Below are 25,411 nucleotides of genomic sequence, written 5' to 3' on the forward strand. Positions count from 1 at the left end.
AAAAACAGAATAAACTGAAGATTTTCGCACATAATACCTCCAGGATTTTGATTCTGGAGGTATTTTTATATATGAAAGAAAACGAAAAAGAAGAGATAAAACAAAAAGAGCTGGATCGTGAGGACAGCCGGAACGGGCAGATCCGGGAGATGGGGCAGGTGGTGCTTGACGGAAATTCAAGGAAGCATAAAGTAGAGCTTCTTACTGTGATCGGGGAGATCGAAGGTCATGAATCTGCACCTTCTCACAGCAAGACGACCAAGTATGAACATGTGCTGCCCAAACTGGCATTAATTGAGGATGATGAGGAGATTGAAGGTCTTCTGATCCTTTTGAATACTGTAGGCGGTGATGTGGAGGCGGGACTTGCCATTGCGGAGATGATTGCATCATTAAGTATTCCCACGGTTTCCCTTGTTCTTGGAGGCGGACATTCCATAGGAGTTCCAATGGCTGTTTCCGCAGATTATTCATTTATTGTGCCAAGTGCGACCATGGTGATCCATCCGGTGCGCCAGAGCGGTATGTTTATCGGGGTGGTACAGACTTACCGCAATATGGAAAAGATCCAGGACAGGATCACAGCTTTTGTATCAGGACATTCCCATATGAAAAGGCAGCGGATGGAAGAACTGATGCTGGATACTTCCCAGCTGGTAAAAGACGTAGGCACAATGCTGGAAGGAGAGGAGGCTGTCAGAGAAGGCCTGATCGATGAAGTAGGAGGGATTCGGGACGCTCTTGACAAGCTGTATGCTTTGATCGAAGAAAAAAATCCCGGAAATAACAGCTTATGTTTGTAACTTCTGGTAAAGTTAGGTTAAACATAACTAATATGATTACACTGCATTGCGGTAAAGAAAATTGACAGAAATTGTAAATCTCCCCTTGCCATATGATAAATTTTAGCGTATTATTAATGAAGGTTTATAATTTGCGCGAGGAGGAAGACCATGTATAAGGTTTTAAAAGCTGAAACACTGGCAGCTAAGATTCATCTTATGGTTGTGCATGCACCACGTGTGGCAAGCCATTGTCTGCCAGGACAATTTATCATTGTGAAACTTGATGAAAAGGGAGAGAGAATCCCGCTTACTATCTGTGACTATGACCGCGAAGCCGGTACAGTTACGATTGTATTCCAGGAGATCGGTGCATCTACTGTTAAGATGTCCGCTCTGAAAGAAGGAGATTCTTTCCGCGATTTCGTAGGACCGCTGGGATGTCCGTCTGAGTTTGTACACGAGGATATTGAAGAACTTAAGAAGAAGAAAATGGTATTTGTTGCTGGTGGTGTAGGTACTGCACCTGTTTATCCGCAGGTTAAATGGCTTCATGAGCACGGTATCACAGCAGATGTTATCCTTGGTTCCAAGACAAAGGATATGGTTATCCTTGAGAAAGAGCTTTCATCTGTTTCCAATCTTTATGTTACGACAGATGACGGATCCTATGGCCGTTCCGGTATGGTAACAAAAACTCTTGAGGATCTCGTAACAAACGAAGGCAAACATTATGATGTCTGTGTGGCAATCGGACCGATGATCATGATGAAATTTGTCTGTCTCCTTACCAAGAAGCTTGGTATCCACACAATTGTCAGCATGAACCCGATCATGGTTGACGGAACCGGTATGTGCGGCGCATGTCGTCTGCAGGTCGGTGATGAGATTAAATTTGCCTGTGTAGACGGACCGGAGTTTGACGGACATCTCGTTGATTTCGATCAGGCTATGAAGAGAAGCCAGATGTACAAGACCCAGGAGGGGCGTGCATTACTGAAACTTCAGGAAGGCGATACCCACCACGGTGGATGCGGACAGTGCGGAGGTGACAAGTAATGGCAGATGCAAAAATGTTAAAAAAAGTGCCTGTAAGAGAGCAGGATCCTAAGGTACGTGCGACAAACTTCGAGGAAGTATGTCTTGGATATAATCAGGAAGAAGCAATGGAAGAGGCACAGAGATGTCTCGGCTGTAAGAAACCGAAATGTGTGGAGGGATGTCCGGTATCCATCGACATTCCGGGATTCATTGAACACATCAAAGAAGGCAACATGGAAGAGGCTTACAAAGTGATCGGATTATCTTCTGCACTTCCGGCTATCTGCGGCCGTGTATGTCCACAGGAGTCCCAGTGTGAGGGACAGTGTATCCGCGGTAAGAAAGGTGAAGCTGTTTCTATCGGTAAACTTGAGAGATTCGTTGCTGACTATGCTCTTGAGCATGATATCAAACCTGCCGGAGCAGAAGTTAAGAACGGACACAAGGTTGCAGTTATCGGTTCCGGTCCTTCCGGACTTACATGTGCAGGCGACCTTGCAAAGGCTGGTTACGATGTAACTGTATTCGAGGCTCTTCATGAGCTTGGCGGTGTTCTTGTTTACGGTATTCCGGAGTTCCGTCTTCCGAAACAGAAAGTCGTTAAGAAAGAAATCGAGAAAGTTAAAGAGTTAGGCGTTAAATTCGAGACAAATGTAGTCATTGGTAAATCCACTACTATCGATCAGCTGATTGAGGAAGAAGGATTCGAGGCTGTATTTATCGGTTCCGGTGCAGGTCTTCCGATGTTTATGGGTATTCCGGGTGAGAATGCCAGTGGTGTATTTTCTGCTAATGAGTACCTTACAAGAAGCAACCTCATGAAAGCATTCGATGATTCATACGATACACCGATCGCAGCAGGCAAGAAAGTTGCAGTTGTCGGTGGCGGTAATGTTGCTATGGATGCTGCAAGAACAGCTCTGAGACTTGGTGCGGAAGTACATATCGTGTACAGAAGAAGTGAAGCTGAGCTTCCTGCCAGAGCAGAGGAAGTTCATCACGCTAAGGAAGAGGGCATCATCTTTGACCTTCTTACTAATCCGAAGGAGATCCTTGTGGATGAGAACGGACATGTAAACGGTATGAAAGTTGTTAAGATGGAGCTTGGTGAGCCAGATGCTTCCGGAAGAAGACGTCCGGTAGAGATTCCTGGTTCCGAGTATGAGATGGATGTGGATACAGTTATCATGTCTCTCGGTACTTCACCTAACCCTCTTATTTCTTCCACAACCAAAGGCCTTGACATCAACAAGAGAAGATGTATCGTTGCTGAGGAGGAGACTGGTAAGACATCTAAGGATGGTGTATACGCAGGTGGAGATGCCGTTACAGGTGCAGCTACCGTAATCCTTGCAATGGGTGCTGGTAAAGCAGGCGCAAGAGGTATTGATGAATATCTGAAAAATAAATAAACAGAAGCTCTGTTTATAAAGAGTCTTCCGGCTGCAGCTGCCATATATGGCACAAGCCGGGAGGCTTTTTTGCTCTTTTTTTAAAAAAATCATGAGAAAAAAAGAACATTTGTTTGATTTTCCTATCAAGTGTGGATTGTAAGTTGTCTGCAATTATGCTATAATGTGTTGGAAAAATTTTTAGAAAAGGAAATATAATTATGTCAGTAATACATGCGATTATATTAGGAATCCTGCAGGGCATCACAGAATTTCTTCCGGTGAGCAGTTTCGGACATCTCTGTGCAGCACAGCATCTGATGGGCGGAACCAGAGGTTCAGGTGCACTTTTTGAAGTAATGCTTCATATAGGAACAATGGCAGCCCTTATCTTATTTTTATGGAAAGATATCAGGAAGATCGGAATTGAGCTGATTGGAATGATCATGGATCTGATCGGTAATGCGAATATTTTTCTTTATAACAGAAGAACAGGAAAGAATCTTACTTATGCCAGGATCGTAACAGGTACTTACCGTAAACTTACTGCACTTCTTATTGTTTCTACACTTCCTACAATGCTGATCGGATATCAGTGTAAACGTCTTATTGTGCGTACAGCAGCATCTCATATGTTTTCTGGTATTGGATTGCTGCTTACCGGAGTAATTCTTCTTGTAGTAGATTACAGCAATATAAATGGAAATAAAGGAACAAGAGAAGCTGACTACGGGGATGCCATGTGGATGGGAATCTGCCAGGGAATTTCTGTATTTCCGGGGATATCGAGACTGGGACTTACTATGAGCGCGGGGCTTTTCTGTGGAATGAGCAGGAAATTTGCTGTAAAATATTCTCTGCTCATGAGCATTCCGGCAGTGATCGGAGCATTTTTTGTTGAGATGGGAGAATTCACCTCAGTAAGCATGACTGTAGGCAGAGGATTTACATACATTCTCGGAATGCTTGTGGCTGGAATTGTTGGGTACCTGGTGATCCGCTTTATGGTGAATCTTGTGAATCAGCTTAAACTGCGATATTTTGCATTTTATTGTTTCGCAGCCGGGATTATTGTACTGGCAGCGAATTATATTTAACCGAATGCGGATGATTTTATCCGCCTGAATTATTAACTGGGAGGAATCTGATAATGGCAGCATCAAAAACAACAAAAAAAAGAAAGAAAAAGACTGCACAGAAGCAGCAGCCTGCCGAAAACAGATTTCAGACCGAAATTCTTATTCTGGTAGTACTTGCAGCATGTATCATCCTGATGATCAGTGCTTTTGGAATGGGCGGTATTGTGGGCAATGCCATCAGCAGCATATCTTTTGGAATTATGGGAATGTGTGCATATCTGTTTCCTGTTGTGCTGTTTGGCGGAGTAGCATTTTTGCTGGTCAACAGTTCGAATCGTCTTGCGTATAAGAAATTTTTTGCGGGGATCGTTTTTTTTGTATTTCTCTGCGGTCTGCTGCAGCTTCTGACAGAAGGTTATACACCCAGCACAACATTTGCAGATTATTATTCTTTAAGCTCTGAGTATCATACAGGAGGAGGCGTATTCGGAGGTGCAATCTGTATTTCCACTGCTTCTGCGTTTGGTGTGGCAGGAGGTGCGGTGATCATTGTGCTGGTACTTCTGGTTTCCCTGATCATTATCACCCAGAAATCATTTTTCGGATTTATGAACAAAATCCTGGATCTGATTTCAGGTGCAGTGGAAGAGGGCAGGGAGGCTTATCTGGAAGGACAGCCTGACCGTGAAAAGAAAAAAGAGCTCCGCAGAAAGCTCCGCGCAGAGAAGAGAGCAGAGAAGATACGTCTTCTTGAAGAGGAACTGGCAGAGGAAGAACTGGCTATGGCAGGATCAGTTCCTGAGACCGCCGGAAAGAAGAAATTCGGGAAGAAATCTGCCAGAGCAGAAAAAGAAAGACAGGCGGCAGTGAAAGCGAACCGTAAGGGAGAGTTTAATCTTCCTTCTTTTCTTGATGAAGAAAAAGCAGAACTTCCGGCGGAGACTGATCTGACAGATAAGGAGAAGCAGGAAGCAGAGGAGAAACAGCCTTCTCATGAAGTTCCGTTGGAATTTCAAATCCATCGATCAACACCTGCACCACAGGCTTTTGAGGAGCCGGAGGAACCCGATTTTGAGCGTGATATCCAGGAAGATATTCCAGAGGATGATTACGATGGATATGAGGATGCAGATATCCCGGAAATGAATCAGATCCTTCCGTCAGAGCCGGTATCTGCACCTGAAAAAAGGCAGAGCCGGGAGGACAGAGCTGTATCTGCCGGTACGAAAGCAGCAGATCAGGAAAAAGCAATACTGACAGAGGAGGTATCCCAACAGCCATCCAGAAACCCGAAATCTTCAAAGGCCGAGATTGAGCATGGGATCAGGAATATCCAGCATGAAATCAGCCAGAAAGAACTTCCTGAGAAGAAACCATATCAGTATCCGCCTCTTAAAATTCTGAAACGTGGGGATGGCAGATCCCAGGGCGATTCGGATGCTCATTTAAGAAAAACTGCCCAGAAGCTTCAGGATACTCTGCATAATTTTGGCGTTAATGTAACTGTAACCAATGTAAGCTGCGGACCGACTGTTACCAGATATGAACTTCAGCCTGAGATGGGAGTGAAAGTCAGCAAGATCGTAAGCCTTTCTGATGATATTAAACTGAACCTTGCTACTCCGGATATCCGTATTGAGGCACCGATTCCCGGCAAGGCAGCTGTAGGAATTGAGGTTCCGAATAAGGAGAACAGTCCTGTTATGCTCCGGGATATTCTCCAGTCTGATGAATTTAAGAATGCCAAATCCAAGCTTTCTTTTGCAGCAGGTAAAGATATTGCAGGGAAACCGGTCGTGGCAGATATTGCCAAGATGCCCCATCTTCTGATCGCCGGTGCTACTGGTTCAGGTAAATCTGTGTGTATCAATACTCTTATCATCAGCATTCTTTATAAGGCAACACCGGATGAAGTTCGTCTGATCATGATTGATCCGAAGGTAGTAGAGCTGAGTGTATACAATGGTATTCCGCATCTGTTTATTCCTGTTGTCACAGATCCGAAGAAGGCTGCAGGTGCTCTGAACTGGGCTGTTTCTGAGATGACAAGCCGTTACAATGCTTTTGCAGAGTACGGAGTGCGTAATCTTGGAGAATATAATAAAAAAGTTGCAAATATGCGTGTTCCGGAGGGAGAAAAAGCTCCTGAGAAGATGCCGCAGATCGTGATCATCGTAGACGAGCTTGCGGACCTTATGATGGTAGCACCTGGTGAGGTGGAGGATGCTATCTGCCGTCTTGCACAGCTGGCCCGTGCTGCAGGCATTCATCTGATCATTGCAACGCAAAGACCGTCTGTAAATGTCATTACAGGTCTGATCAAAGCGAATATGCCGTCCAGAATTGCATTCTCCGTGTCTTCAGGAGTGGATTCCAGAACGATTCTGGATATGAATGGTGCGGAAAAACTTCTCGGCAAAGGAGACATGCTGTTTTATCCGCAGGGATATCAGAAACCTGCCAGACTGCAGGGGGCGTTTGTGTCTGATGAAGAAGTCAGTGCTGTTGTAGAATATGTTTCTAATAAGAATCAGGGAGCAGTCTATGACACTTCCATTGAGAAGCAGGTGAATACTGCCAGCGCAGCAGGAGGAGCCGGTGGAGGTGACAGAGACGTATACTTTACAGATGCGGGTAAGTTCATTATTGAGAAAGAGAAGGCTTCCATCGGCATGCTACAGCGTATGTTTAAGATCGGATTTAACCGTGCTGCAAGGATCATGGACCAGCTGTGTGATGCTGGCGTTGTAGGCCCGGAGGAAGGAACCAAGCCTCGTAAAGTACTGATGTCAGCAGAAGAGTTTGAGAATTATCTGGAGGAGAACGGCTGATGAAGATAAGCATTCTTACTGTAGGGAAAATCAAAGAAAAATATTTAAGAGATGCGATCGCAGAGTATTCCAAGCGGCTCAGCCGTTACTGCAAGCTGGAGATCATAGAGACAGCCGATGAGAAAACACCGGACAATGCCAGTGAGACAGTGGAGGATTCCATCAGGAACAAAGAGGGTGAACGTCTTTTGAAATATATTAAGGATGATGCGTTTGTGATTACCCTGGAGATTGCAGGAGAACAGCTCACTTCTGAGAAATTTGCAGAAAAGATCAACAATCTGGGAATCAGGGGAAACAGCCATATCCAGTTTGTGATCGGAGGTTCCATAGGACTTGGAAAGGAAGTGCTTAAAAGATCCGACTATGCTCTCAGCTTTTCCAAAATGACATTCCCGCACCAGCTGATGAGGGTGATCCTTCTGGAACAGATCTACAGAAGCTATCGCATTATTAACGGTGAACCATATCATAAATAAAATATCTGCTTTAAAGGAAGAGACCGTTTATGCCAGAACAGAGACATACCGCGCGAATTTATGCGATCAGCATAAATTCTGTGCATCGCGAAGCGTGTTACTGAGAACGGAGCGAACAGTAATTTGGCAGTGCCCAGCAGTATTTCAGGCGAAACAATAACTTGACAATTCCCTGATTTGTAGTATGATAAGAAAAGAGTAGCACTCGAGATAAAAGAGTGCTAATAATACAGAAAGAAGGAAATCATTATGGCATTAAAACCAGTTCAGGACAGAGTCATCGTGAAGTATTTTGAGACAGAGGATAAGACAGCATCCGGCATCGTACTTCCGGATAGCTCCAGGGAGAAGACACAGCAGGCAGAGGTTATCGCAGTAGGCGGCGGTAAGGTCGTAGACGGTAAGGAAGTACCGGTACAGGTGAAACCGGGCGACCGTGTTATCTATGGTAAATACACAGGAACTGAGATTAAATATGAAGGTGAGAAATATCTGGTGATCAATGCCGATGATATTATTGCCATTGTAGAGGAATAATGAAGAATTTTTACCGCAATTTTCTGAAACTGTGTTCCATGCTGGTGCTGCAGAATGTTGTGACTTTAAGCGTTAATCTTGCAGATAATATCATGCTTGGTGCATTCAGTGAAACTGCATTATCCGGTGTAACGACCGTGAATCAGGTACAGTCCGTCTTTCAGCAGCTGCTTATGGCACTGGGAGACGGACTTGTCATATTTGGCAGCCAGTACTGGGGAAAGAAGGAAACGCAGCCGGTAAGAAAGATCAGTGCCTGAGCCATGCGCACAGGCCTTTTTATTGCCCTGATCCTGTTTATTCTGGCGAGCTTTTTTCCGAGACAGCTGCTTGGGCTTTTTACAACAGATCAGACGATCATTGAGGCAGGAATGTCCTACCTGACGATCATCCGGTTTACATATTTTTCTTTGCCATTACTCAGATACTGCTGGAACACTTCGGTGTGTGGAGATCGCAGGGATTGCATTTGCCCTGTCTGTAATGACGTTGGTGATCAACTGTACCATTAACTGGATCCATCTTCGGGATTTTCGTTACAGAAGTCCTGGAGATTTTTATATAAAAAATTTCTTGACGCATCCTGTTTCTACAGGTAGAATAATACATAAGATTTTATCGAAATGCAGTGAGAAAATCCACATATATTTCCGGATAAACTTGACAATGAATAGAAGATATAGTACTATTTTACCTATATCATACTAACCCGGTGGGAAAATGGAGATATTCACTGGATCAGAGGAGGAACTAAGAGATGAGAAAAAAAGTACTAGCAGCACTTCTTGCAGCTGCAGTAGCAGGAACTACAGTTTTTGCAGGAACAGCGGTTTTTGCAGCAGAGAATACAGAAGAAGCCAAGGCAGAGGGCGGTAATATCACTATTGCAGAGACAGCAGACCCGCAGAACATCAATCCACTTTATGTTGTAGATCAGACAAGCTTTGATATGATGCAGGCACTGTATAGCCCGTTTTTTGAGATCGTGAACGGAGAGATGTATTACGGAAACGGACTTTGCGAGAGTGTAACAGCCAACGATGATGCCAGCGAATTTACCCTGAAGCTGAAAGACGGACTGAAATGGCATGATGGTGAGCCGCTTACAGCAGATGATGTTGTATTTACCATGCAGGTTCTGGTAGATGAGAAGCAGAACGTACCATATGCTTCTTATGGATATGTGAATGACAAGGCTGTAGAGGCGGAGAAGGTAGATGACCTTACAGTGAAACTTTCCCTGGGTTCTTCTTCAGCAGGTTTTCTCGGTGGACTAAGCCAGGTTTACTGCATTCCGAAACACATTTATGAGGGTGTTGAGAACATCGGTGAGAGCGATCTGAACAATAATCCGGTAGGAAACGGACCGTTTAAATTCGAAGAATATAAATCCGGCGAGTACTTTAAAGTAACGAAATTTGATGACTATTTCCAGGATGTAAACCTGGATTCCATCACATTTAAGATCGTTAAGGATTCTAGCTCTGCCAACGCAGCACTTGCAAGCGGCGATCTGGATGCACGTCTGATCAGTGCAGATGATTATGATACAGTCAGCGCATATGATAACGTAAACATCAATACATATAATTCCGGAAGAGTTAATGCGATGTTTATGAACGAGCTGAACGAGGATCTTCAGGATGTAAAAGTACGCCAGGCTATCGCATATGCCCTGAACAAAGAAGAGTTCTGTCAGTTTGCATTCCTTTCCGAGGATTACGCAGAGCCTGCAGACTCCCTGTTTACACCGGATACTCTCTACTATGCAAAACCGGACAACACTTATGATAATGATCCGGCTAAGGCACAGGAGCTTCTCTCTGAAGCAGGCAAGACAAGCCTTTCTCTGAACCTGATGTATATTTCCACAGATAAGACCATGGAGAGCGAGGCACTTTACGTACAGTCTGCACTGGCTAACGTAGGAATCACAGTAAATCTTCTTCCGACGGATGAGTCCACCTTCAAGAACAAAACAAAGGATCCGGAATGTGCAGACTATGATCTGGTACTCAGCTTCTATACTTTAGGAGAGGAGCCGAGCCTTTATGCAGATATGTGCTCTTCTGACAGCCGTTCCAACTACTCCAGGATCAAGGATACAGATCTTGATGCACTGTGGGAGAAGGGCAACAGTACAGCAGATGAGACAGAGCGAGGTGAGATATACAAGGAGATCCAGAACACCATCAACGATAATATGTATATCTACCCGATCGCATACTCCAACGGATTCTATGCTGTAAACAAAGAGTTCGGCGGTTTTGATGAGTGCCTGTTAAAAACTATTTACTATGATTACTCCAAAATCTATACACTGGCTGAATAATAAATAAACAGCTGTTGTCTGCAAAGAACAGATAACAGCAATAAACACGGAAAAGGAAGAGGCTGACGCGGTTTTCTGCGCCAGCCGATTTCCTGTTTTCGAGGAAATTAAAGGAGGTACATTTTGAAGAAGATCGTAAACCGTCTGATACAGTGTATTCTTACTCTGTTTATCGTTTCCGTCCTCTGTTTTGCCCTGACAAAAGCAGCTCCGGGAGACCCGGTCCTTACTTATGTAGAGCCGAACATGAGTGAAGAGTACATTCAGAATTTAAGAGAAAGCTTAGGTCTTACAAAGCCCTTATATGAGCAGTATTTTCTGTGGCTTGGAAGGATTTTACACGGAAATTTCGGAAACTCCCTGATGAATAACCGTCCTGTTCTTACACAGATGCTGGAACGTCTTCCTGCAACTGTGATCCTGATGGGAACCAGTATGCTTCTGGGATTTCTCATTGCCATTGTCCTTGGTCTGTATTCCGGAAAAAACAAGAACGGCATCCTGGATAAGATCACCAGTCTTTTCTGTTATGTGGGAATTTCTATTCCGACTTTCTGGTTTGGAATCATGCTGATCTATCTTTTCAGCGTTCATCTCCATATCCTGCCAAGTATCGGTATGCATTCCGATGGGAACCGCTCTTTCGGGGATCTGGTCCTTCATATGGTAATGCCATGTGCAGTCCTGACTTTTGCGAATGCATCGCAGTACATCCGGTACTTAAGAAGCAGTACCATCACAGAGATGTCCTCAGACTATGTTATGGTGCAGAAGGCTTACGGAATGAAAGAATCCGGAATCCTTTTCCGCCACGTTCTGAAAAACGCCATGCTGCCTATGATCACAGTCCTGGGAATGAGCCTGCAGTCACTGGTATCCGGTGCCATTATCACAGAGCAGGTTTTTGCATGGCCGGGAATCGGTCAGCTGGCAGTTACAGCAGTTATGCAGTATGATTATCCACTGATCATGGGAATCACCATGTTTACTGCACTTCTTGTGGTACTGGGAAATCTGCTGGCAGACATTCTGTATGCAGTTTTTGATCCAAGGATCCGCAAGGCCGGATGTTAGGAGGTGAAGGAACATGAGAGAAAATATCTGGAAAAACATCAAACTTGGTTTTAAGACAAATAAACTTGCAGTGGTAGGTGCAGCAGCTATTATCCTGCTGGCACTGATTTCCATTTTTGCTTTTCTGTATCCGGTGGATCCCAATGCCATCAGTGCAACAGAGAGACTGAATGCTCCTTCCATGGCGCATCTTTTCGGTACGGATGATATGGGACGTGATTATCTGGCCCGTTGTATTTACGGAGGAAGAGCATCCCTTCTGGTGGGATTTCTTTCCATGGTGCTTTCCACAGCCCTTGGTGTGGTCATTGGTTCTGTCAGCGGCTTTGTGGGTGGAACCGTGGATGCAGTACTGATGCGTCTTGTTGATGCTCTGATGAGTCTGCCTACATTCCTGATCATGATCGTTATGAATGCATTCCTGAAACCCGGACTTCAGAATATTGTCCTGATCATTGGTTTTCTGACCTGGATGAACATTGCCAGGATCGTCCGCGGTGAGACAATTTCCCTTAATGAGAGGGAATATGTAGTCTACGCAAAAATCTCCGGACAGAAAAAAATTGCTACGATCATCCATCACATCCTTCCGAATATCATGCCGACGATCATTGTAGCTGCGACCATGAACATTGCAAATGCTATTTTGATGGAGTCCGCATTAAGCTTTTTCGGCCTAGGAATCCAGCCGCCGACAGCTTCCTGGGGAAGCATGCTCAGCAATGCACAGCGTTACATCCAGCAGGCACCGTACCTTGCGATTTTCCCTGGAATCCTGATCCTGATCACAGTTATCAGCTTTAATTATCTGGGTGAGGTTCTGCGAAAAGTATTCGAGCCTAAGTAAGGAGGACATCATAAATGGAAAAATTACTGGAAGTAAAAAATCTGAAAGTGTCTTTCTTTACAGATCTTGGAGAGGCACAGGCAGTAAAAGATGCAGGTTTTGCCATTGAAGAAGGCGATTTCTTCGGCATTGTAGGAGAGTCAGGAAGCGGAAAAAGTGTGACAACAAAATCCATTCTCCGTCTGGGTCCATCCAACTGTAAGATCAAGGGTGGAGAGATCCTGTTTAAAGGCGATGATATCCTGAAAAAAAACGAGGCCGAGCTTCGTAAGATCCGGGGCGGCGAGATCGCCATGATCTTTCAGGATTCCCTTTCCGCGCTGAATCCTGTTTATACAGTTGGAAGCAAGATGGTGGAGCTGATCCGCCGTCATACAGATATGAACAAAAAAGAGGCAAAAGCCCGTGTGCTGGAGCTTCTCACAGCTGTCGGCATCACAGACCCGGAGAAAGCAATGCGCAGCTATCCCCACGAACTTTCCGGCGGTATGCGCCAGCGTGTGATGATCGCCATGGCCATGAGCAGCAATCCGAAGGTTCTGATCGCAGATGAGCCGACAACGGCTCTGGATGTTACTATTCAGGCACAGATCCTGCATCTCCTTCTGGAACTGCAGAAAAAGAACAATATGAGTATCATCCTGATCACTCACGATCTGGGCGTTGTGGCACAGACCTGCAAGCGTGTAGCAGTTATGTGCGGCGGCTATGTGGTGGAAGAAGGAACCGTGGAAGAGATTTTTCTCCGTCCGGGACATCCGTATACACAGGCACTGATCGCCAGCATGCCACGTGTAGGCGGAACGTTTGAGCAGTTTCTTGAAAGAGATCTTTCTGACGGAAGCGGAAATCTCTGTCCATTCCTCAACCGCTGCAAATATGCAGATAAGACCTGTGAGGCCTGTCTTCCGAAATATTATGAAGCTGCAGAGGGGCATCGTATCCTCTGTCACAGAAGGGAGGAGAACAAATGAGCAAGCCATTAATTGAAGTAAAAGATCTGAAAGTGTATTTTAAACAGAAATCTCCGAAACTTCTGTCATTCAAGCCGGGCATCCTGAAAGCGGTAGATGAAGTTAGCTTTTCTATTGAAAAAGGAAAGACATTTGGGCTGGTAGGGGAGTCCGGAAGCGGCAAATCCACCATTGGAAAAGCAATCTTAAGATATCATAAGCCAACAGGCGGTGAAATCCTTTACGAGGGCACAGAGATCGGAAACATGGGAGAAAAAGAGCTTCTTCCATATCGTAAAAAAATGCAGTCTGTTTTCCAGGACCCGTATTCATCCCTGGACCCAAGCCATACAGTGCAGGATATTATCTGTGAGCCTATGGAGATCCACAAGATGTATACTCCAAAAGAACGAAAAGACCGTGCAAAAGAACTGATCCGTGTTGTAGGACTGAAAGAACAGGATCTTCTGAAATATCCTCATGAGTTTTCCGGCGGACAGAGACAAAGAATCTCCATTGCAAGAGCACTTTCCGTGCAGCCGGAGTTTGTAGTCTGTGATGAGCCGATTTCTGCACTGGATGTTTCCCTGCAGGCGCAGATCGTTCAGATGCTTCAGGATCTTCAGGAGAAATACGGCCTTACTTATCTGTTTATCAGCCATCAGCTTCAGGTTGTACAGAAGATCTGCGATGAGATCGGAGTGCTTTATCTGGGAAATCTTATGGAGATTGCAGATGCAGACAAACTGTATTCCAATCCGTTGCATCCTTATACAAAAATGCTGATCTCATCCATCCCGGTGCCAGATCCAAGAGTAAAAACGCTGGATCAGATCGTTACAGATACTGGTGTTCAGTCAAGAACTATCAGCGGATGCAGGTTCCATAACCGCTGCCCGTGGTGCGAGGAACGGTGCAAAATGGAGACACCACATCTTCAGCAGGTGGAACCAGGGCATATGGTGGCATGTCATAAATATGAGAAAGGAAAAGAAAAAAGTTGAACAAACATATATACGATAACTATCTTTCCATCCTCAGAGAGGAAATGATCCCGGCCATGGGCTGTACAGAGCCGATCGCCCTGGCTTACGGAGCTGCGAGAGCCAGAGAAGTTCTGGGAAAAGAGCCAGAGCGCATCGTGGCAAAATGCAGCGGAAACATTATCAAGAATGTCCGCTGTGTGATCATCCCCAATTCCGGGGGATTAAAAGGAATTCCAGCAGGTGTGATCCTTGGCGCAGTTGCAGGGGATGCTTCCCTTGATATGGAAGTACTTTCCAATGTGACGGACGAGGGTCGGAACCGGTGCAGGGAGCTTCTGGATAAGGATATCTGTAAAGTAGAACTTCTTGACACACCTGTTGTCCTCCATATCGTTATTGAGATGGGAGCCGGGAAAGACAGCGTCAGTCTGGAAATCAAATACGATCACATCAATGTGACAAAGATTATAAAAAATGGAGAGATCCTTCTGGACGAGGATCAGGCGATGGAAGAGAGAGAAGAGGCAGACAGGTCGCTTCTGGATCTGGAAAATATCAGGGAGTTTGCAGATACTGTAGAGCTTTCTGAGGTAAAAGAACTTCTGGATACCCAGATCCGAAGCAACATGGCCATTGCCCATGAAGGAATGACAGGAAAATATGGTCTTGGCATCGGCCGCGTGATCCGCGAAAATTACTCCCATGATATGCTTACCAGAATGAGAAGCCTTACAGCAGCAGCTTCTGAGGCAAGAATGGGAGGCTGTGACATGCCGGTTGTGATTAACTCTGGAAGCGGAAATCAGGGAATTGCCTGTTCTGTTCCTCTGATCGTATATGCAAGAGAGATGGAACTGCCGGATTACAGTCTTTACCGGGCACTGGTATTTTCCAATCTTTTAACTGTATATCAGAAGTATTATATTGGCAAGCTTTCTGCCTTCTGCGGTGCAGTGTCTGCTTCCTGTGCAGCAGGTGCAGCTATCACCTACATGGTAGGAGGAAGCATTTCCCAGATCAAAAAGACTATTGAGAACACTTTGGCCAATATTCCGGGAATCATCTGCGATGGCGCAAAGATCTCCTGTGCAGCAAAGATCGCAGCCAGCCTGGATGCAGCTTTTCTTGCACACCATCTGGCTATGAACGGTCAGTCCTATGCACCGTACACAGGAATCCTTAAGGAAGAAACTGCCGAGACTATCAGCTGCGTGGGTCAGATCGGTAAGGATGGAATGAAAGAAACTGACCGGGAGATCCTGAAGATCATGCTGGAGCAGTAAAAACATAATATAATAGAATGAAATCCTTCCGTTTGCATTTATGTACTGAATGACGGAAGGATTTTTATGTTTTACGGGACTGCAGATGGTTTGACTTAAACCGGTATTTCGGCTATACTGAACAGGAACGATGCCGGAGCGGAGCTGGCATACGGCATATATCATATAGAAAAGGTTGGATTTATGGACAACGAATTAAGAATTGCAATACTGATCGATGCAGATAATATATCAGATAAATACATCAAGATCATCGTGGATGAGGTAGCTAACATCGGAATCGCAACATACAAGAGAATTTACGGGGACTGGACAAGTGCCCGTCTTTCCTCTTGGAAAAAAGTCCTTCTGGAAGATTCCATCATTCCCATCCAACAGTACAGCTACACAACGGGCAAGAACGCTACGGACTCAGCCATGATCATTGATGCCATGGATATTTTGTATTCTGGAAATGTGGATGGTTATTGTATTGTCTCATCTGACAGTGACTTCACTCGCCTTGCAGCAAGACTTCGTGAATCCGGGATGCTGGTACTGGGAATGGGCGAGGAGAAAACACCGAAACCATTTATCTCTGCCTGCAACCAGTTTAAATATCTGGATCTTCTTTACCGCAACCAGCAGGAAGAGGAGAAGAAAGAAGCCCAGGCAACAGCAGCAGAGGCGAAAAAAGCCGGAAATAATGGCAGCAAGCAGAACAGTTCCGGATCTAAAAAGAATAAAGATCTCAAACGTGTGCGTAAGGCTATCAATGCCATTATCGAGAAGTTTTCAGATGAGGAAGGCTGGCTTTCCTCCGGTCAGCTGGGGGATCAGCTGGGAAAACGTCTGCCTGATTTTGATGTGCGTAATTATGGTTACTCCAAGCTTACTCCATTTATCAAATCACTGGGAAATTATGAGGTTGGCAGGATCCCTACAGGCAGCGGTGGAAGAAAGCAGATCTATTTTCGCATCAGGGAGGAGCAGTGATGAAAAACTATATGGCACCAATGGAGGGTGTTACCAACTGGGTTTACCGCAATGCGTATCATGATTGCTTTTATCCCATGGATAAATATTTTACCCCGTTTATCACTGCCAAGCCAAACAAGAGACTAAGCAGTAAAGAAATAAAAGAAGTATCCCCGGATACGAATGGAAATCTGCCTGTGATCCCACAGATCCTTACCAACAATGCAGAAGATTTTATCAAAACAGCCCATATTTTCCGGGATGAATACGGCCATAAAGAAGTGAATCTGAATCTGGGATGCCCTTCCGGTACTGTGACAGCCAAGGGAAAAGGTGCGGGTTTCCTGGGAGAGCCGGATAAACTGGACAGATTCCTGGATGAGATCTTTAAAGGAACAGATATGGAGATTTCCATCAAGACAAGAGTGGGGACTGACTATGAGGAGGACTGGGAACGTCTTCTTGACATCTATGCAAAATATCCTGTAAAAGAACTGATCATCCATCCACGTCTTCTGAAGGATCATTACAAGGGCACACCAAGATATGAACTGTTTCAGAATGCACAGGAGAAATTAACGGTTCCCCTGGGATATAACGGGGATATTTTTTCTGTGGAAGCATATCAGGAGATCAGGGTAAAGTTTCCAGATGCAGACAGCTTTATGTACGGACGTGGTGTGATCGCCAGGCCGTATCTTCTGGATGAGATTATGAGAACAGACGGAAATGAGGAGAATTTCAACCGCCAGGAAACTTACAAGCAGAAAATGCGCCAGTTCCATGACCGCATCTATTGCGATTATCAGGAATATCTTTCAGGAGAACGAAATGTACTGTTTCGCATGAAAGAACTGTGGAGCTACATGGCTCCAGGATTTACAAATTACGCAAAATATCTGAAAAAGATCAAAAAGTCTCAGCATTTCGGAGATTATGAGGCAGCTGTGATGAGCCTTTTTGGAGAACAGGAGATCATCTGAATATGGATATCAAAGAGAAATTTGAAGAATTTATAGCCCAGTATCCGATTTTTGAGTACAGGCTTTTAAATGCAGCGGATGTTTCTGTACATGAACGTGTGCGGACAATCTGCAGGGAGGAATGTGAGCGCTACGGAAGTACCTGGGCCTGTCCACCGGCAGTGGGAGAGCTGCCGGAATGTGAGAAAAAGATCCACAGTTATTCGAAGGCAATCTTCTTTTCCAGTGTTGCGGAAGTATCAGACATTATGAATATGGAAGAGATGCTTTTAACAAGAAAAGCCCATGAAGAGCTTACAGAGAAGGTTGGAGAATTTTTTAAAGAAGAAGGATATGAAACGTTCATCCTTTCCACAGAATCCTGCGATTACTGTGAACGGTGCGCTTATCTGGATGGCAAACCCTGCCGTTTTCCGGAACACATGCACCCCTGTCTGGAAAGCTATGGTGTTGTGGCAAATGAAATCGTAGAGAGAGAGCAGATGGAGTATAATCTTGGTGGAAATACCATTCTCTGGTTTTCCATGGTGCTGCTCCGGAAATAACAGTCTTAAGGCATTCACTCGAAAAATACATACTGTCAGATCCTCCGGCATAGATTAGTGATAAAGGCCGGGGGATTTTTTATGGGAAAAATAATGAAAATGCTGGAACTTCCCGGTGAGACTGTCTTTCGGGAGACCCAGGTGATCCTCACAGGAAAACGCCAGGCATTGATCGAAAATTATCGGAGTATCTTAAGCTGTACCAGAGAACAGATCGTGGTCCTTACAGCATCCGGCCGGATGGTTATCTCTGGAAAAAGGCTGGAGATCGTCAATTACACGAAACTTGAAATGTGTATCCGCGGGCGGATCGAGAGTATGATTCTGGAGGAGGGGCGGAAAAAATGATCCCAGGTTTTGTGCGGGTGTCCGTCATAGGCGAACAGTGCGAGCGTTTTCTGAATCTCTGCAGAGGCAGGGATATGGAACTTCGAAAGATTATAAGAACCGGGGAAAAAGAATTTCAGGCTACCCTGAAAGTGAAAGATTTCCGAAAGATCAGTCCCCTTCGGCGAAAAACCGGCGTACATATCCATATCCTCCGGAAAAAAGGCCCTGTTTTCTGGCTTCTGGCTGCCAGCCGGCATAAAATGCTTCTGTCCGGGCTTTTACTGGCGGTCTGCGTATTTATTTTTCTTTCCGGAAGACTGTGGAATATACATATTGAGGGGAATGTTATGAATCCTACACAGCAGCTTCTGCAGTTTCTGGAAGAAGAAGGGATCACATATGGAATGAGCAAAAGAAAGATTCGATGTACCAGCCTTGCAGAAGCTATGCGGAGAAAATTTCCGGAGATCACCTGGGTATCCGCGAAGCTTTCGGGAACTCAGCTGATCTTTGAGATCAGGGAAGGTACACTCCCTCCTAAGGAGCAGAAAGAGGAAGACTCCTGCAGCCTTTTTTCGGAGGTGGAAGGCACTGTGGAAAAAATTGTCACTCGCAGGGGGACGCCTCTTGTAAAAGAAGGGGATTCTGTGGAAAGAGGACAGGAACTTGTTTCCGGGATCTTAAATATCACGGATGACAGCCAGGAAGTAATGCGGTACGAATACGTTCATGCAGATGCAGATATTTACATCCGGCATAAAGTTTCGTATTACGACACGTTTCCGCTGGACGTTGAGAAAAAAGTTTCCACTGGAAAAGCAAAGAAATTTTTTTTCCTGCAGATAGGAAACCTGCGGCTGGATCTGTCTCCCGGTGAAAAGAAAAAAGAAGACCGGCTGATCCAGGAATATCCGGCCAGGATCACGGAGAATTTCAGGCTTCCGCTGCTGGCGGGAACTATTATGGTTCAGGAGTATACACTGAAAAAGGAAACTCTTACAGAGCAGGCGGCAAAAAAACAGGCGATTCAGAAGCTTTATATTTATGAAGAAAAATTAATACAAAAGGGGGTTCAAATATCTGAAAATAATGTTAAAATAGAAATAAATCATCAGGACTGTGTCAGCAGAGGGACTCTTTGCGTTATCGAGAAGACCGGAAGAGAAGCCTCCACGGAAAAAAAGACACAGCCAAAAGAAAGGACACCAGAGGATGGCTAGCAGCATTATCGAATTATATGTGGATGTGCCGGCAGACCGCCAGGCGAATATTTTCGGACAGTTTGACGAGCATCTGAAGCTGATTGAACGAACCCTGAACGTAACGATGATTTTCCGCGATGGTTCTCTGAAGATCCTGGGAAGCCAGGAGGGAGCTTTGCAGGCGAAGGCAATCGTAGAGGAACTGAACACTCTTGCGGGAAGGGGCAACACCATCACACAGCAGAATGTGAATTATGCACTCTCCCTTGCCATGGAGAAGATAGGCTCCGTGATGGAGGAGATTGATAAAGATTTTATATGCAACACGATACAGGGAAGGCCCATTAAGCCCAAAACCATGGGACAGAAGGATTACGTGGAGCAGATCCGCAGGAAGATGATCGTTTTCGGTGTAGGACCTGCAGGAACAGGTAAGACATATCTTGCCATGGCTATGGCAGTCACTGCTTTCCGTAATGAGGAGGTTTCCAGGATCATCCTTACAAGACCGGCCATCGAGGCTGGAGAGAAGCTGGGATTTCTTCCGGGAGATCTTCAGAGTAAGGTAGACCCTTATCTCCGCCCTCTTTATGATGCACTTTATCAGATCATGGGAGCAGACAGTTTTGCCAGGAATATGGAGAAAGGTCTAATTGAGGTGGCTCCTCTTGCTTACATGCGAGGACGTACTTTGGATAATGCTTTTATCATTCTGGATGAGGCGCAGAACACCACACCCGCACAGATGAAGATGTTCCTGACCCGAATCGGTTTTGGATCCAAGGTGATCGTCACAGGTGATGCTTCCCAGAAGGATCTTCCAAAGGATGCACAGTCCGGTCTGGATGTGGCAATGAAAGTATTGAAGAAGATCGATGATATCGGTTTCTGCCAGCTGACCAGCAAGGATGTTGTGCGTCACCCGCTTGTGCAGCAGATCGTACAGGCTTATGATGATTATGAGAAGAAACAGAAACCTGTGAAATCCCGTAAAGATGACAGGTACGCGATAAAGAACAAGGAGTACAGAAGATGACCATAAATATCGAATATGAGACAGATCAGGAACTTGGCATCGATTATGCAGCACTGGCATCCCAGGTTGCAGACAAGGTTCTTGAGATGGAGAAATGTCCATATGACGGACAGGTGAATCTTGTCCTTACAGATAACGAGGAGATCAAGAGAGTGAACACAGAATTCAGGAATATCCAGGCACCTACAGATGTCCTGTCATTTCCCATGATCCCTTTTGAGACTCCGGCAGATTATTCTGTTGTGGAAGAGGACGAGTCTTATTTTGACCTGGACAGCGATGAGCTTCTTCTTGGAGATATCATGATCTCTGTTCCGAAGGTTTTTGCCCAGGCAGAGGAATACGGACACAGTGTGACAAGGGAGTTCTGCTTCCTGGTAGCGCACAGTATGCTTCATCTCCTTGGATATGATCATATGACAGAAGACGAAGCAAAAGTTATGGAGGCCAAACAGGCCTCAGCTCTTAAGGAGCTTGGAATCAATCGATAACCCCCGGATGGATAGCAGGAAACATACGCAGTGTTTCTTTTAAGATCCTAAATCAGATTGAAGGAGGTAATATATGAGAATGAGAAAGACAGGTGTTCTGACAGGTATCATGGTGGCATGTGTGTGCATGACCCAGACAGCCCCTGTATTTGGGGCACAGCAGGATCTGGTAGGTTTTGTCCCGAATAAGGAGAACCAGACGGAAACCCAGGTAAAGAGCTATCTTACAGGTGAGAATGTTCCAGAGAGTATCGGCCGCCGGAGACCTGTTGCAGTAATGATGGGCAATAACAGCTCCGGAGCACCGCAGAGCGGAATTGGTCATGCAGGTGTTGTTTATGAAGCACCTGTGGAAGGAAATATTACCCGTCTTATGGGAATTCTCGAGGATTATGATGATCTGGAAAGAATCGGCTCTGTCCGAAGCTGCCGTGATTATTATCTCTTCTATGCCAATGAATTCAATGCGATCTATGCACATTACGGACAGGCAGCCTATGCCCTTCCTTATCTGGATCAGCATGTAATCGATAATCTGAACGGGATCAAGATGGGGAATCTGGCTTTCTTCCGCACAACGGACAGGAAACCGCCGCATAATGCCTATACTGATGCGGCGCATCTTCAGGCAGGCATTGAGGCGATGAAATACAGTCAGGAATATACGGAAGATTATACAGGCCATTATCTTTTTGCAGAGGATGGTGCAGAGACAGTTCCTGCAGATGGCATCACTGCAAATCTTGTAAAGCTTGACAATTTTACAGATAATCATCCATGGTATGAGTATGATGAGGCATCCGGTGAATATAAGCGCTTCCAGTTTGGAAAGGAACATGTGGACCAACTGGATGATAAACAGCTTACCTGCGATAACATCATTTTGCAGTATTCGTCCTGCCCGGCTTACGATGCTAACGGATATCTGAATATTGATGCGATTTCCGGCGGCGAAGGCAGGTTTATCACAAAAGGAAAGGCAATTGATATCCGCTGGGAGAAAGATTCTCCGTGGGGGATCACCCATTACTATGACAAAAATGAACAGGAGATTTGTCTGAATCAGGGTACGACATGGGTAGAGATCGTGCAGAATGACCGGATTGATTCCATCACATATCAGTAAATTTATATTATAAAAAGAACGATCCGGGCAATGGAACAATTGTCCGGATCATGCAATAAATAACAGATATCAGGAGAAACAAAGAACATGAATGCAAATTACAGAGAACGACTGAAAGATAAGAAACGCATCGTAATCAAGATCGGATCTTCTTCCTTGATTCATGCTGAGACAGGAAGATTGGATTTTCGCAAGCTGGAGATCCTTGCAAGAGAGATCAGCGATCTTCACAACCAGGGTAAGGACGTAGTCCTGGTATCTTCCGGAGCCATTGCTGTAGGGGCAGCAGCTCTTGGGATGAAGGGAAAACCGGCAGAACTTGAGAAGAAACAGGCATGTGCGGCAGTAGGACAGGCCAGACTGATGACCATTTACCAGAAACTTTTTGGAGAATATAATCAGATGGTGGCGCAGATCCTTATGACCAAGAACACCATGGTCAATAACACAAACCGCAGAAATGCCCAGAATACGTTTAATGAGCTTCTTGCAGTAGGCGTTATTCCTATCGTAAATGAGAACGACTCCGTATCTTCCTATGAGTTTCAGAATCTTGTAAAATTCGGAGATAATGATACTCTTTCTTCAGTAGTTGCCGCTCTGATCGGTGCAGATCTTCTGATTCTGATGTCTGATATTGACGGACTTTTCACAGATGATCCCAATTCCAATCCTGATGCAGAATTTATTGACATTGTAGAGAACATGGATGATAATATGCGTAAACTTGGCAAGTCCTCAACAGGAAGCAACGTAGGAACCGGTGGAATGGCAACCAAGCTTACAGCTGCTATCATTGCCACAGCAGCGGGAGCTGATATGGTCATTGCAAACGGAAACGATTTCCACAACATTCACAGGATCGTGGATGGCAAGAGCTGCGGAACTTTGTTTGTAGGAAGCAAGAAGGAAGAATTTTTCCTGATTGATTATATTGAGAAATTACTGTAAGAATAATTTTCAGATAGAAAAAAGAGGAGACGGTTTTATTATGATGGACAATATCAAGATTGATAGAATCAATGCACTGGCACATAAGCAGAAGAGTGTAGGCCTTACAGAAGAGGAGAAAGTTGAACAGGCCAAACTTCGAAGGGAATATCTGGATGCGGTAAAAGGCAGCCTGCGTGCACATCTGAACAATATCGATATTAAAGAAAAAGATGGAAGCATTACCAATCTGGGAGAAAAATATGGAAGAAAAAAAGGAAATTAGAAAAAAAATCTTCAAGGCAAGAAAAGAGCATAGTGATGAATGGATTCAGAAAAAAAGCCGCGTGATCACAGAGACGCTGACAGCTCTTCCTGAATATAAAGAGGCAGAGCGGATCATGGCATATGCAGATTACAACCATGAAGTCATCACCCGCTATATCATTGAGCAGGCATGGAAAGACGGCAAGGAAGTGGCAGTTCCCAAGGTATTCGGGAAAGACATGGTGTTTTATAAACTGACTGATTTTTCCCAGCTGGAATCCGGTTACTTTGGGATACCGGAGCCAAAGGAAGACGGCGAGATGGTTTCCTGGGAAGCTGCAATGATGGTCATGCCGGGAGTTGCTTTTGATGTGAACTGCAACCGTGTTGGTTATGGCGGAGGTTTTTATGACCGTTTCCTTGAGAAACATCCACAAATCAGCCGGGTGGCAGTGGGATTTTCTTTCCAGATTCTTCCGGAAGTTCCCACAGAGCCTACAGATATCCGACCGCAGGTGATCGTGACAGAAGAGAAGATATACCGCGACGCACAGTAAAAACTGCTGTAATAAGAGTAAGAAAGGCAGGAATATTTGGAAATGAATGAAATGCTTGAAAAACTGGGACAAAACGCAAAAGATGCAGAAGTTGTCCTTCGAAATCTTTCCACAAATGACAAGAATAGAACACTTGAGATTGTAGCACAGGCGCTTGTAGACCACACAGAAGAGATCCTGAAAGCCAACGCTCTGGATATTGAGAATGGAAAAAATAACCAGATGCCGGAAGGTCTGATCGATAGACTGATGCTGAATGCCGACAGGATCGAGGGAATGGCAGATGGCCTTCGCCAGCTTGTAGGACTGGAAGATCCTATCGGTGAAGTGACAGGCATGAAGAAACGTCCGAACGGACTTCTGATCGGACAGAAAAGGGTTCCTCTTGGTGTGATCGGAATTATCTATGAGGCACGTCCAAATGTAACTTCCGATGCTTTCGGGCTTTGTTTTAAAACCGGAAATGTTGTGATCCTGAAAGGCGGAAGTGATGCTATCTATTCCAATACAGCCATTGTAAAATGTATCCGTGAAGCACTTGTTTCAGTAGGAATCACTGAGAATGCGATCCAGCTGATCGAAGACACTTCCAGAGAGACAGCTGCGGAATTTATGAAAATGAACCAGTATGTAGATGTTCTGATCCCGCGTGGCGGAAGAGGTCTTATCAAGGCTGTTGTGAACCAGAGTACCATTCCTGTCATTGAGACTGGAACAGGTAACTGCCATATCTATGTAGACGAGACTGCGGATCTTCAGATGGCAGCAGATATTGTGATCAATGCCAAAACTCAGAGAGTTGGCGTATGCAATGCCTGTGAATCTCTTCTTGTAAACCGCAAGGTGAAAAATGCTTTCCTTCCGGTACTGGCAGAGCGACTGAAAGAGAAGCATGTGGAAGTGCGTGCAGATAAAGATGCGGGTGAGCTGATGCCAGGAGCAGTTGCTGCAACAGAGGAAGACTGGGGAACTGAGTATCTGGATTACATACTTTCTGTAAAAGTGGTAGATTCTGTAGATGATGCCATTGCCCATATCAATAAATACAATACTAAGCATTCGGAGGCAATCATTACCAACGATTATGCACATTCCCAGAAATTTCTGGATGAGGTGGACGCAGCAGCAGTTTATGTAAACGCATCTACCAGATTTACAGACGGAAACGAATTCGGCTTTGGTGCGGAGATTGGAATCAGCACCCAGAAACTTCATGCAAGAGGGCCGATGGGACTTCTTGCCCTGACAACAACCAAATATATTATTTACGGAAGCGGACAGGTTCGTCCGTAAGAGATTAGGCCGGCAAGGGAGAAGTGGAGCGGATTTTTGTGTCCGCTTTACTTTTTTTCAGTGCTGTGCTATACTTTTT

At 45.1% G+C, this 25,411-nt stretch carries 25 protein-coding genes and 1 pseudogene; all 26 read left to right on the top strand.

From position 1 onward, the window contains the following. The first annotated feature begins 71 nt into the window (after positions 1 to 71). The 26 genes and pseudogenes from HFM85_RS08225 to HFM85_RS08350 all read left to right on the top strand — a co-directional run bounded on the left by HFM85_RS08225 (position 72) and on the right by HFM85_RS08350 (position 25,332). Positions 72 to 803, top strand: coding sequence for a ClpP family protease (locus HFM85_RS08225; protein ID WP_173737766.1), 732 nt, complete (start codon positions 72 to 74; stop codon positions 801 to 803). A 150-nt stretch (positions 804 to 953) separates the two neighbouring features. Next, the gene (locus HFM85_RS08230) at positions 954 to 1,841 is read left to right on the top strand and encodes a sulfide/dihydroorotate dehydrogenase-like FAD/NAD-binding protein (RefSeq protein ID WP_173737767.1); all 888 of its coding nucleotides are present in this window, start codon (positions 954 to 956) and stop codon (positions 1,839 to 1,841) included. Beyond that, positions 1,841 to 3,235: an NADPH-dependent glutamate synthase gene (gltA, locus tag HFM85_RS08235; protein WP_173737768.1), complete on the top strand. Its 1,395-nt coding sequence runs from the start codon at positions 1,841 to 1,843 to the stop codon at positions 3,233 to 3,235. The genes HFM85_RS08230 and gltA overlap by 1 nt, the downstream gene beginning before the upstream one ends. A gap of 200 nt (positions 3,236 to 3,435) precedes the next feature. After that, positions 3,436 to 4,311 carry an undecaprenyl-diphosphate phosphatase gene (locus tag HFM85_RS08240; protein ID WP_173737769.1) on the top strand — a complete coding sequence of 292 codons (876 nt, stop codon included), beginning with the start codon at positions 3,436 to 3,438 and terminating at the stop codon, positions 4,309 to 4,311. A gap of 53 nt (positions 4,312 to 4,364) precedes the next feature. Then, positions 4,365 to 7,124, top strand: coding sequence for a DNA translocase FtsK (locus HFM85_RS08245; protein ID WP_173737770.1), 2,760 nt, complete (start codon positions 4,365 to 4,367; stop codon positions 7,122 to 7,124). Beyond that, entirely contained in the window at positions 7,124 to 7,603 is a 480-nt protein-coding gene (rlmH, locus tag HFM85_RS08250) for a 23S rRNA (pseudouridine(1915)-N(3))-methyltransferase RlmH (protein WP_173737771.1), read from the top strand. Before HFM85_RS08245 ends, rlmH begins: the two co-directional genes overlap by 1 nt. Positions 7,604 to 7,852: 249 nt before the next feature. Further along, entirely contained in the window at positions 7,853 to 8,140 is a 288-nt protein-coding gene (gene groES, locus HFM85_RS08255) for a co-chaperone GroES (protein ID WP_119238852.1), read from the top strand. Between the two features lie 92 nt (positions 8,141 to 8,232). Next, positions 8,233 to 8,652: pseudogene (locus tag HFM85_RS08260) on the top strand (MATE family efflux transporter). 245 nt (positions 8,653 to 8,897) lie between these two features. Continuing rightward, positions 8,898 to 10,472 carry an ABC transporter substrate-binding protein gene (locus HFM85_RS08265; protein ID WP_173737772.1) on the top strand — a complete coding sequence of 525 codons (1,575 nt, stop codon included), beginning with the start codon at positions 8,898 to 8,900 and terminating at the stop codon, positions 10,470 to 10,472. A 123-nt stretch (positions 10,473 to 10,595) separates the two neighbouring features. Continuing rightward, positions 10,596 to 11,546 (top strand): ABC transporter permease, encoded by a 951-nt coding sequence (locus HFM85_RS08270; protein WP_179976576.1) that lies wholly within the window; start codon positions 10,596 to 10,598, stop codon positions 11,544 to 11,546. A gap of 13 nt (positions 11,547 to 11,559) precedes the next feature. After that, on the top strand, positions 11,560 to 12,393 hold the full coding sequence (locus HFM85_RS08275) for an ABC transporter permease (protein ID WP_173737773.1): 834 nt from the start codon (positions 11,560 to 11,562) through the stop codon (positions 12,391 to 12,393). A 14-nt stretch (positions 12,394 to 12,407) separates the two neighbouring features. Beyond that, complete coding sequence (locus HFM85_RS08280) at positions 12,408 to 13,367, top strand: ABC transporter ATP-binding protein (RefSeq protein ID WP_119238847.1); 960 nt, start codon at positions 12,408 to 12,410, stop codon at positions 13,365 to 13,367. Next, positions 13,364 to 14,350 (top strand): ABC transporter ATP-binding protein, encoded by a 987-nt coding sequence (locus HFM85_RS08285; RefSeq protein ID WP_173737774.1) that lies wholly within the window; start codon positions 13,364 to 13,366, stop codon positions 14,348 to 14,350. The genes HFM85_RS08280 and HFM85_RS08285 overlap by 4 nt, the downstream gene beginning before the upstream one ends. A 44-nt stretch (positions 14,351 to 14,394) precedes the next feature. Next, a complete protein-coding gene (locus tag HFM85_RS08290; protein ID WP_173737848.1) occupies positions 14,395 to 15,615 on the top strand; it encodes an L-cysteine desulfidase family protein in 1,221 nt (406 codons plus the stop codon). Positions 15,616 to 15,798: 183 nt separating this feature from the next. Then, entirely contained in the window at positions 15,799 to 16,590 is a 792-nt protein-coding gene (locus tag HFM85_RS08295) for an NYN domain-containing protein (protein WP_173737775.1), read from the top strand. Further along, a complete protein-coding gene (locus tag HFM85_RS08300) occupies positions 16,590 to 17,555 on the top strand; it encodes a tRNA dihydrouridine synthase (protein ID WP_173737776.1) in 966 nt (321 codons plus the stop codon). Before HFM85_RS08295 ends, HFM85_RS08300 begins: the two co-directional genes overlap by 1 nt. A gap of 2 nt (positions 17,556 to 17,557) precedes the next feature. Beyond that, the gene (locus HFM85_RS08305) at positions 17,558 to 18,100 is read left to right on the top strand and encodes a DUF2284 domain-containing protein (RefSeq protein ID WP_173737777.1); all 543 of its coding nucleotides are present in this window, start codon (positions 17,558 to 17,560) and stop codon (positions 18,098 to 18,100) included. Between the two features lie 81 nt (positions 18,101 to 18,181). Beyond that, complete coding sequence (locus HFM85_RS08310; RefSeq protein WP_173737778.1) at positions 18,182 to 18,448, top strand: YabP/YqfC family sporulation protein; 267 nt, start codon at positions 18,182 to 18,184, stop codon at positions 18,446 to 18,448. After that, positions 18,445 to 19,650, top strand: a complete 1,206-nt coding sequence (locus HFM85_RS08315) for a sporulation protein YqfD (protein WP_173737779.1) — start codon at positions 18,445 to 18,447, stop codon at positions 19,648 to 19,650. The genes HFM85_RS08310 and HFM85_RS08315 overlap by 4 nt, the downstream gene beginning before the upstream one ends. Next, the gene (locus tag HFM85_RS08320; protein ID WP_173737780.1) at positions 19,643 to 20,668 is read left to right on the top strand and encodes a PhoH family protein; all 1,026 of its coding nucleotides are present in this window, start codon (positions 19,643 to 19,645) and stop codon (positions 20,666 to 20,668) included. Before HFM85_RS08315 ends, HFM85_RS08320 begins: the two co-directional genes overlap by 8 nt. Then, positions 20,665 to 21,159 (top strand): rRNA maturation RNase YbeY, encoded by a 495-nt coding sequence (gene ybeY / locus HFM85_RS08325; protein ID WP_173737781.1) that lies wholly within the window; start codon positions 20,665 to 20,667, stop codon positions 21,157 to 21,159. The genes HFM85_RS08320 and ybeY overlap by 4 nt, the downstream gene beginning before the upstream one ends. Positions 21,160 to 21,232: 73 nt before the next feature. Next, complete coding sequence (locus tag HFM85_RS08330) at positions 21,233 to 22,285, top strand: DUF3048 domain-containing protein (protein WP_243873842.1); 1,053 nt, start codon at positions 21,233 to 21,235, stop codon at positions 22,283 to 22,285. Positions 22,286 to 22,372: 87 nt separating this feature from the next. After that, positions 22,373 to 23,236 carry a glutamate 5-kinase gene (gene proB / locus HFM85_RS08335; protein WP_173737782.1) on the top strand — a complete coding sequence of 288 codons (864 nt, stop codon included), beginning with the start codon at positions 22,373 to 22,375 and terminating at the stop codon, positions 23,234 to 23,236. 43 nt (positions 23,237 to 23,279) lie between these two features. Next, positions 23,280 to 23,501: a DUF896 domain-containing protein gene (locus tag HFM85_RS08340; RefSeq protein ID WP_119238923.1), complete on the top strand. Its 222-nt coding sequence runs from the start codon at positions 23,280 to 23,282 to the stop codon at positions 23,499 to 23,501. After that, positions 23,479 to 24,039, top strand: coding sequence for a 5-formyltetrahydrofolate cyclo-ligase (locus tag HFM85_RS08345; RefSeq protein WP_173737783.1), 561 nt, complete (start codon positions 23,479 to 23,481; stop codon positions 24,037 to 24,039). The genes HFM85_RS08340 and HFM85_RS08345 overlap by 23 nt, the downstream gene beginning before the upstream one ends. A gap of 42 nt (positions 24,040 to 24,081) precedes the next feature. Next, positions 24,082 to 25,332: a glutamate-5-semialdehyde dehydrogenase gene (locus HFM85_RS08350; RefSeq protein ID WP_173737784.1), complete on the top strand. Its 1,251-nt coding sequence runs from the start codon at positions 24,082 to 24,084 to the stop codon at positions 25,330 to 25,332. The last annotated feature ends 79 nt before the right edge of the window (positions 25,333 to 25,411 follow it).

This window comes from Blautia schinkii, assembly GCF_013304825.1.
GTDB classification, from domain to species: domain Bacteria; phylum Bacillota; class Clostridia; order Lachnospirales; family Lachnospiraceae; genus Blautia_A; species Blautia_A schinkii_B.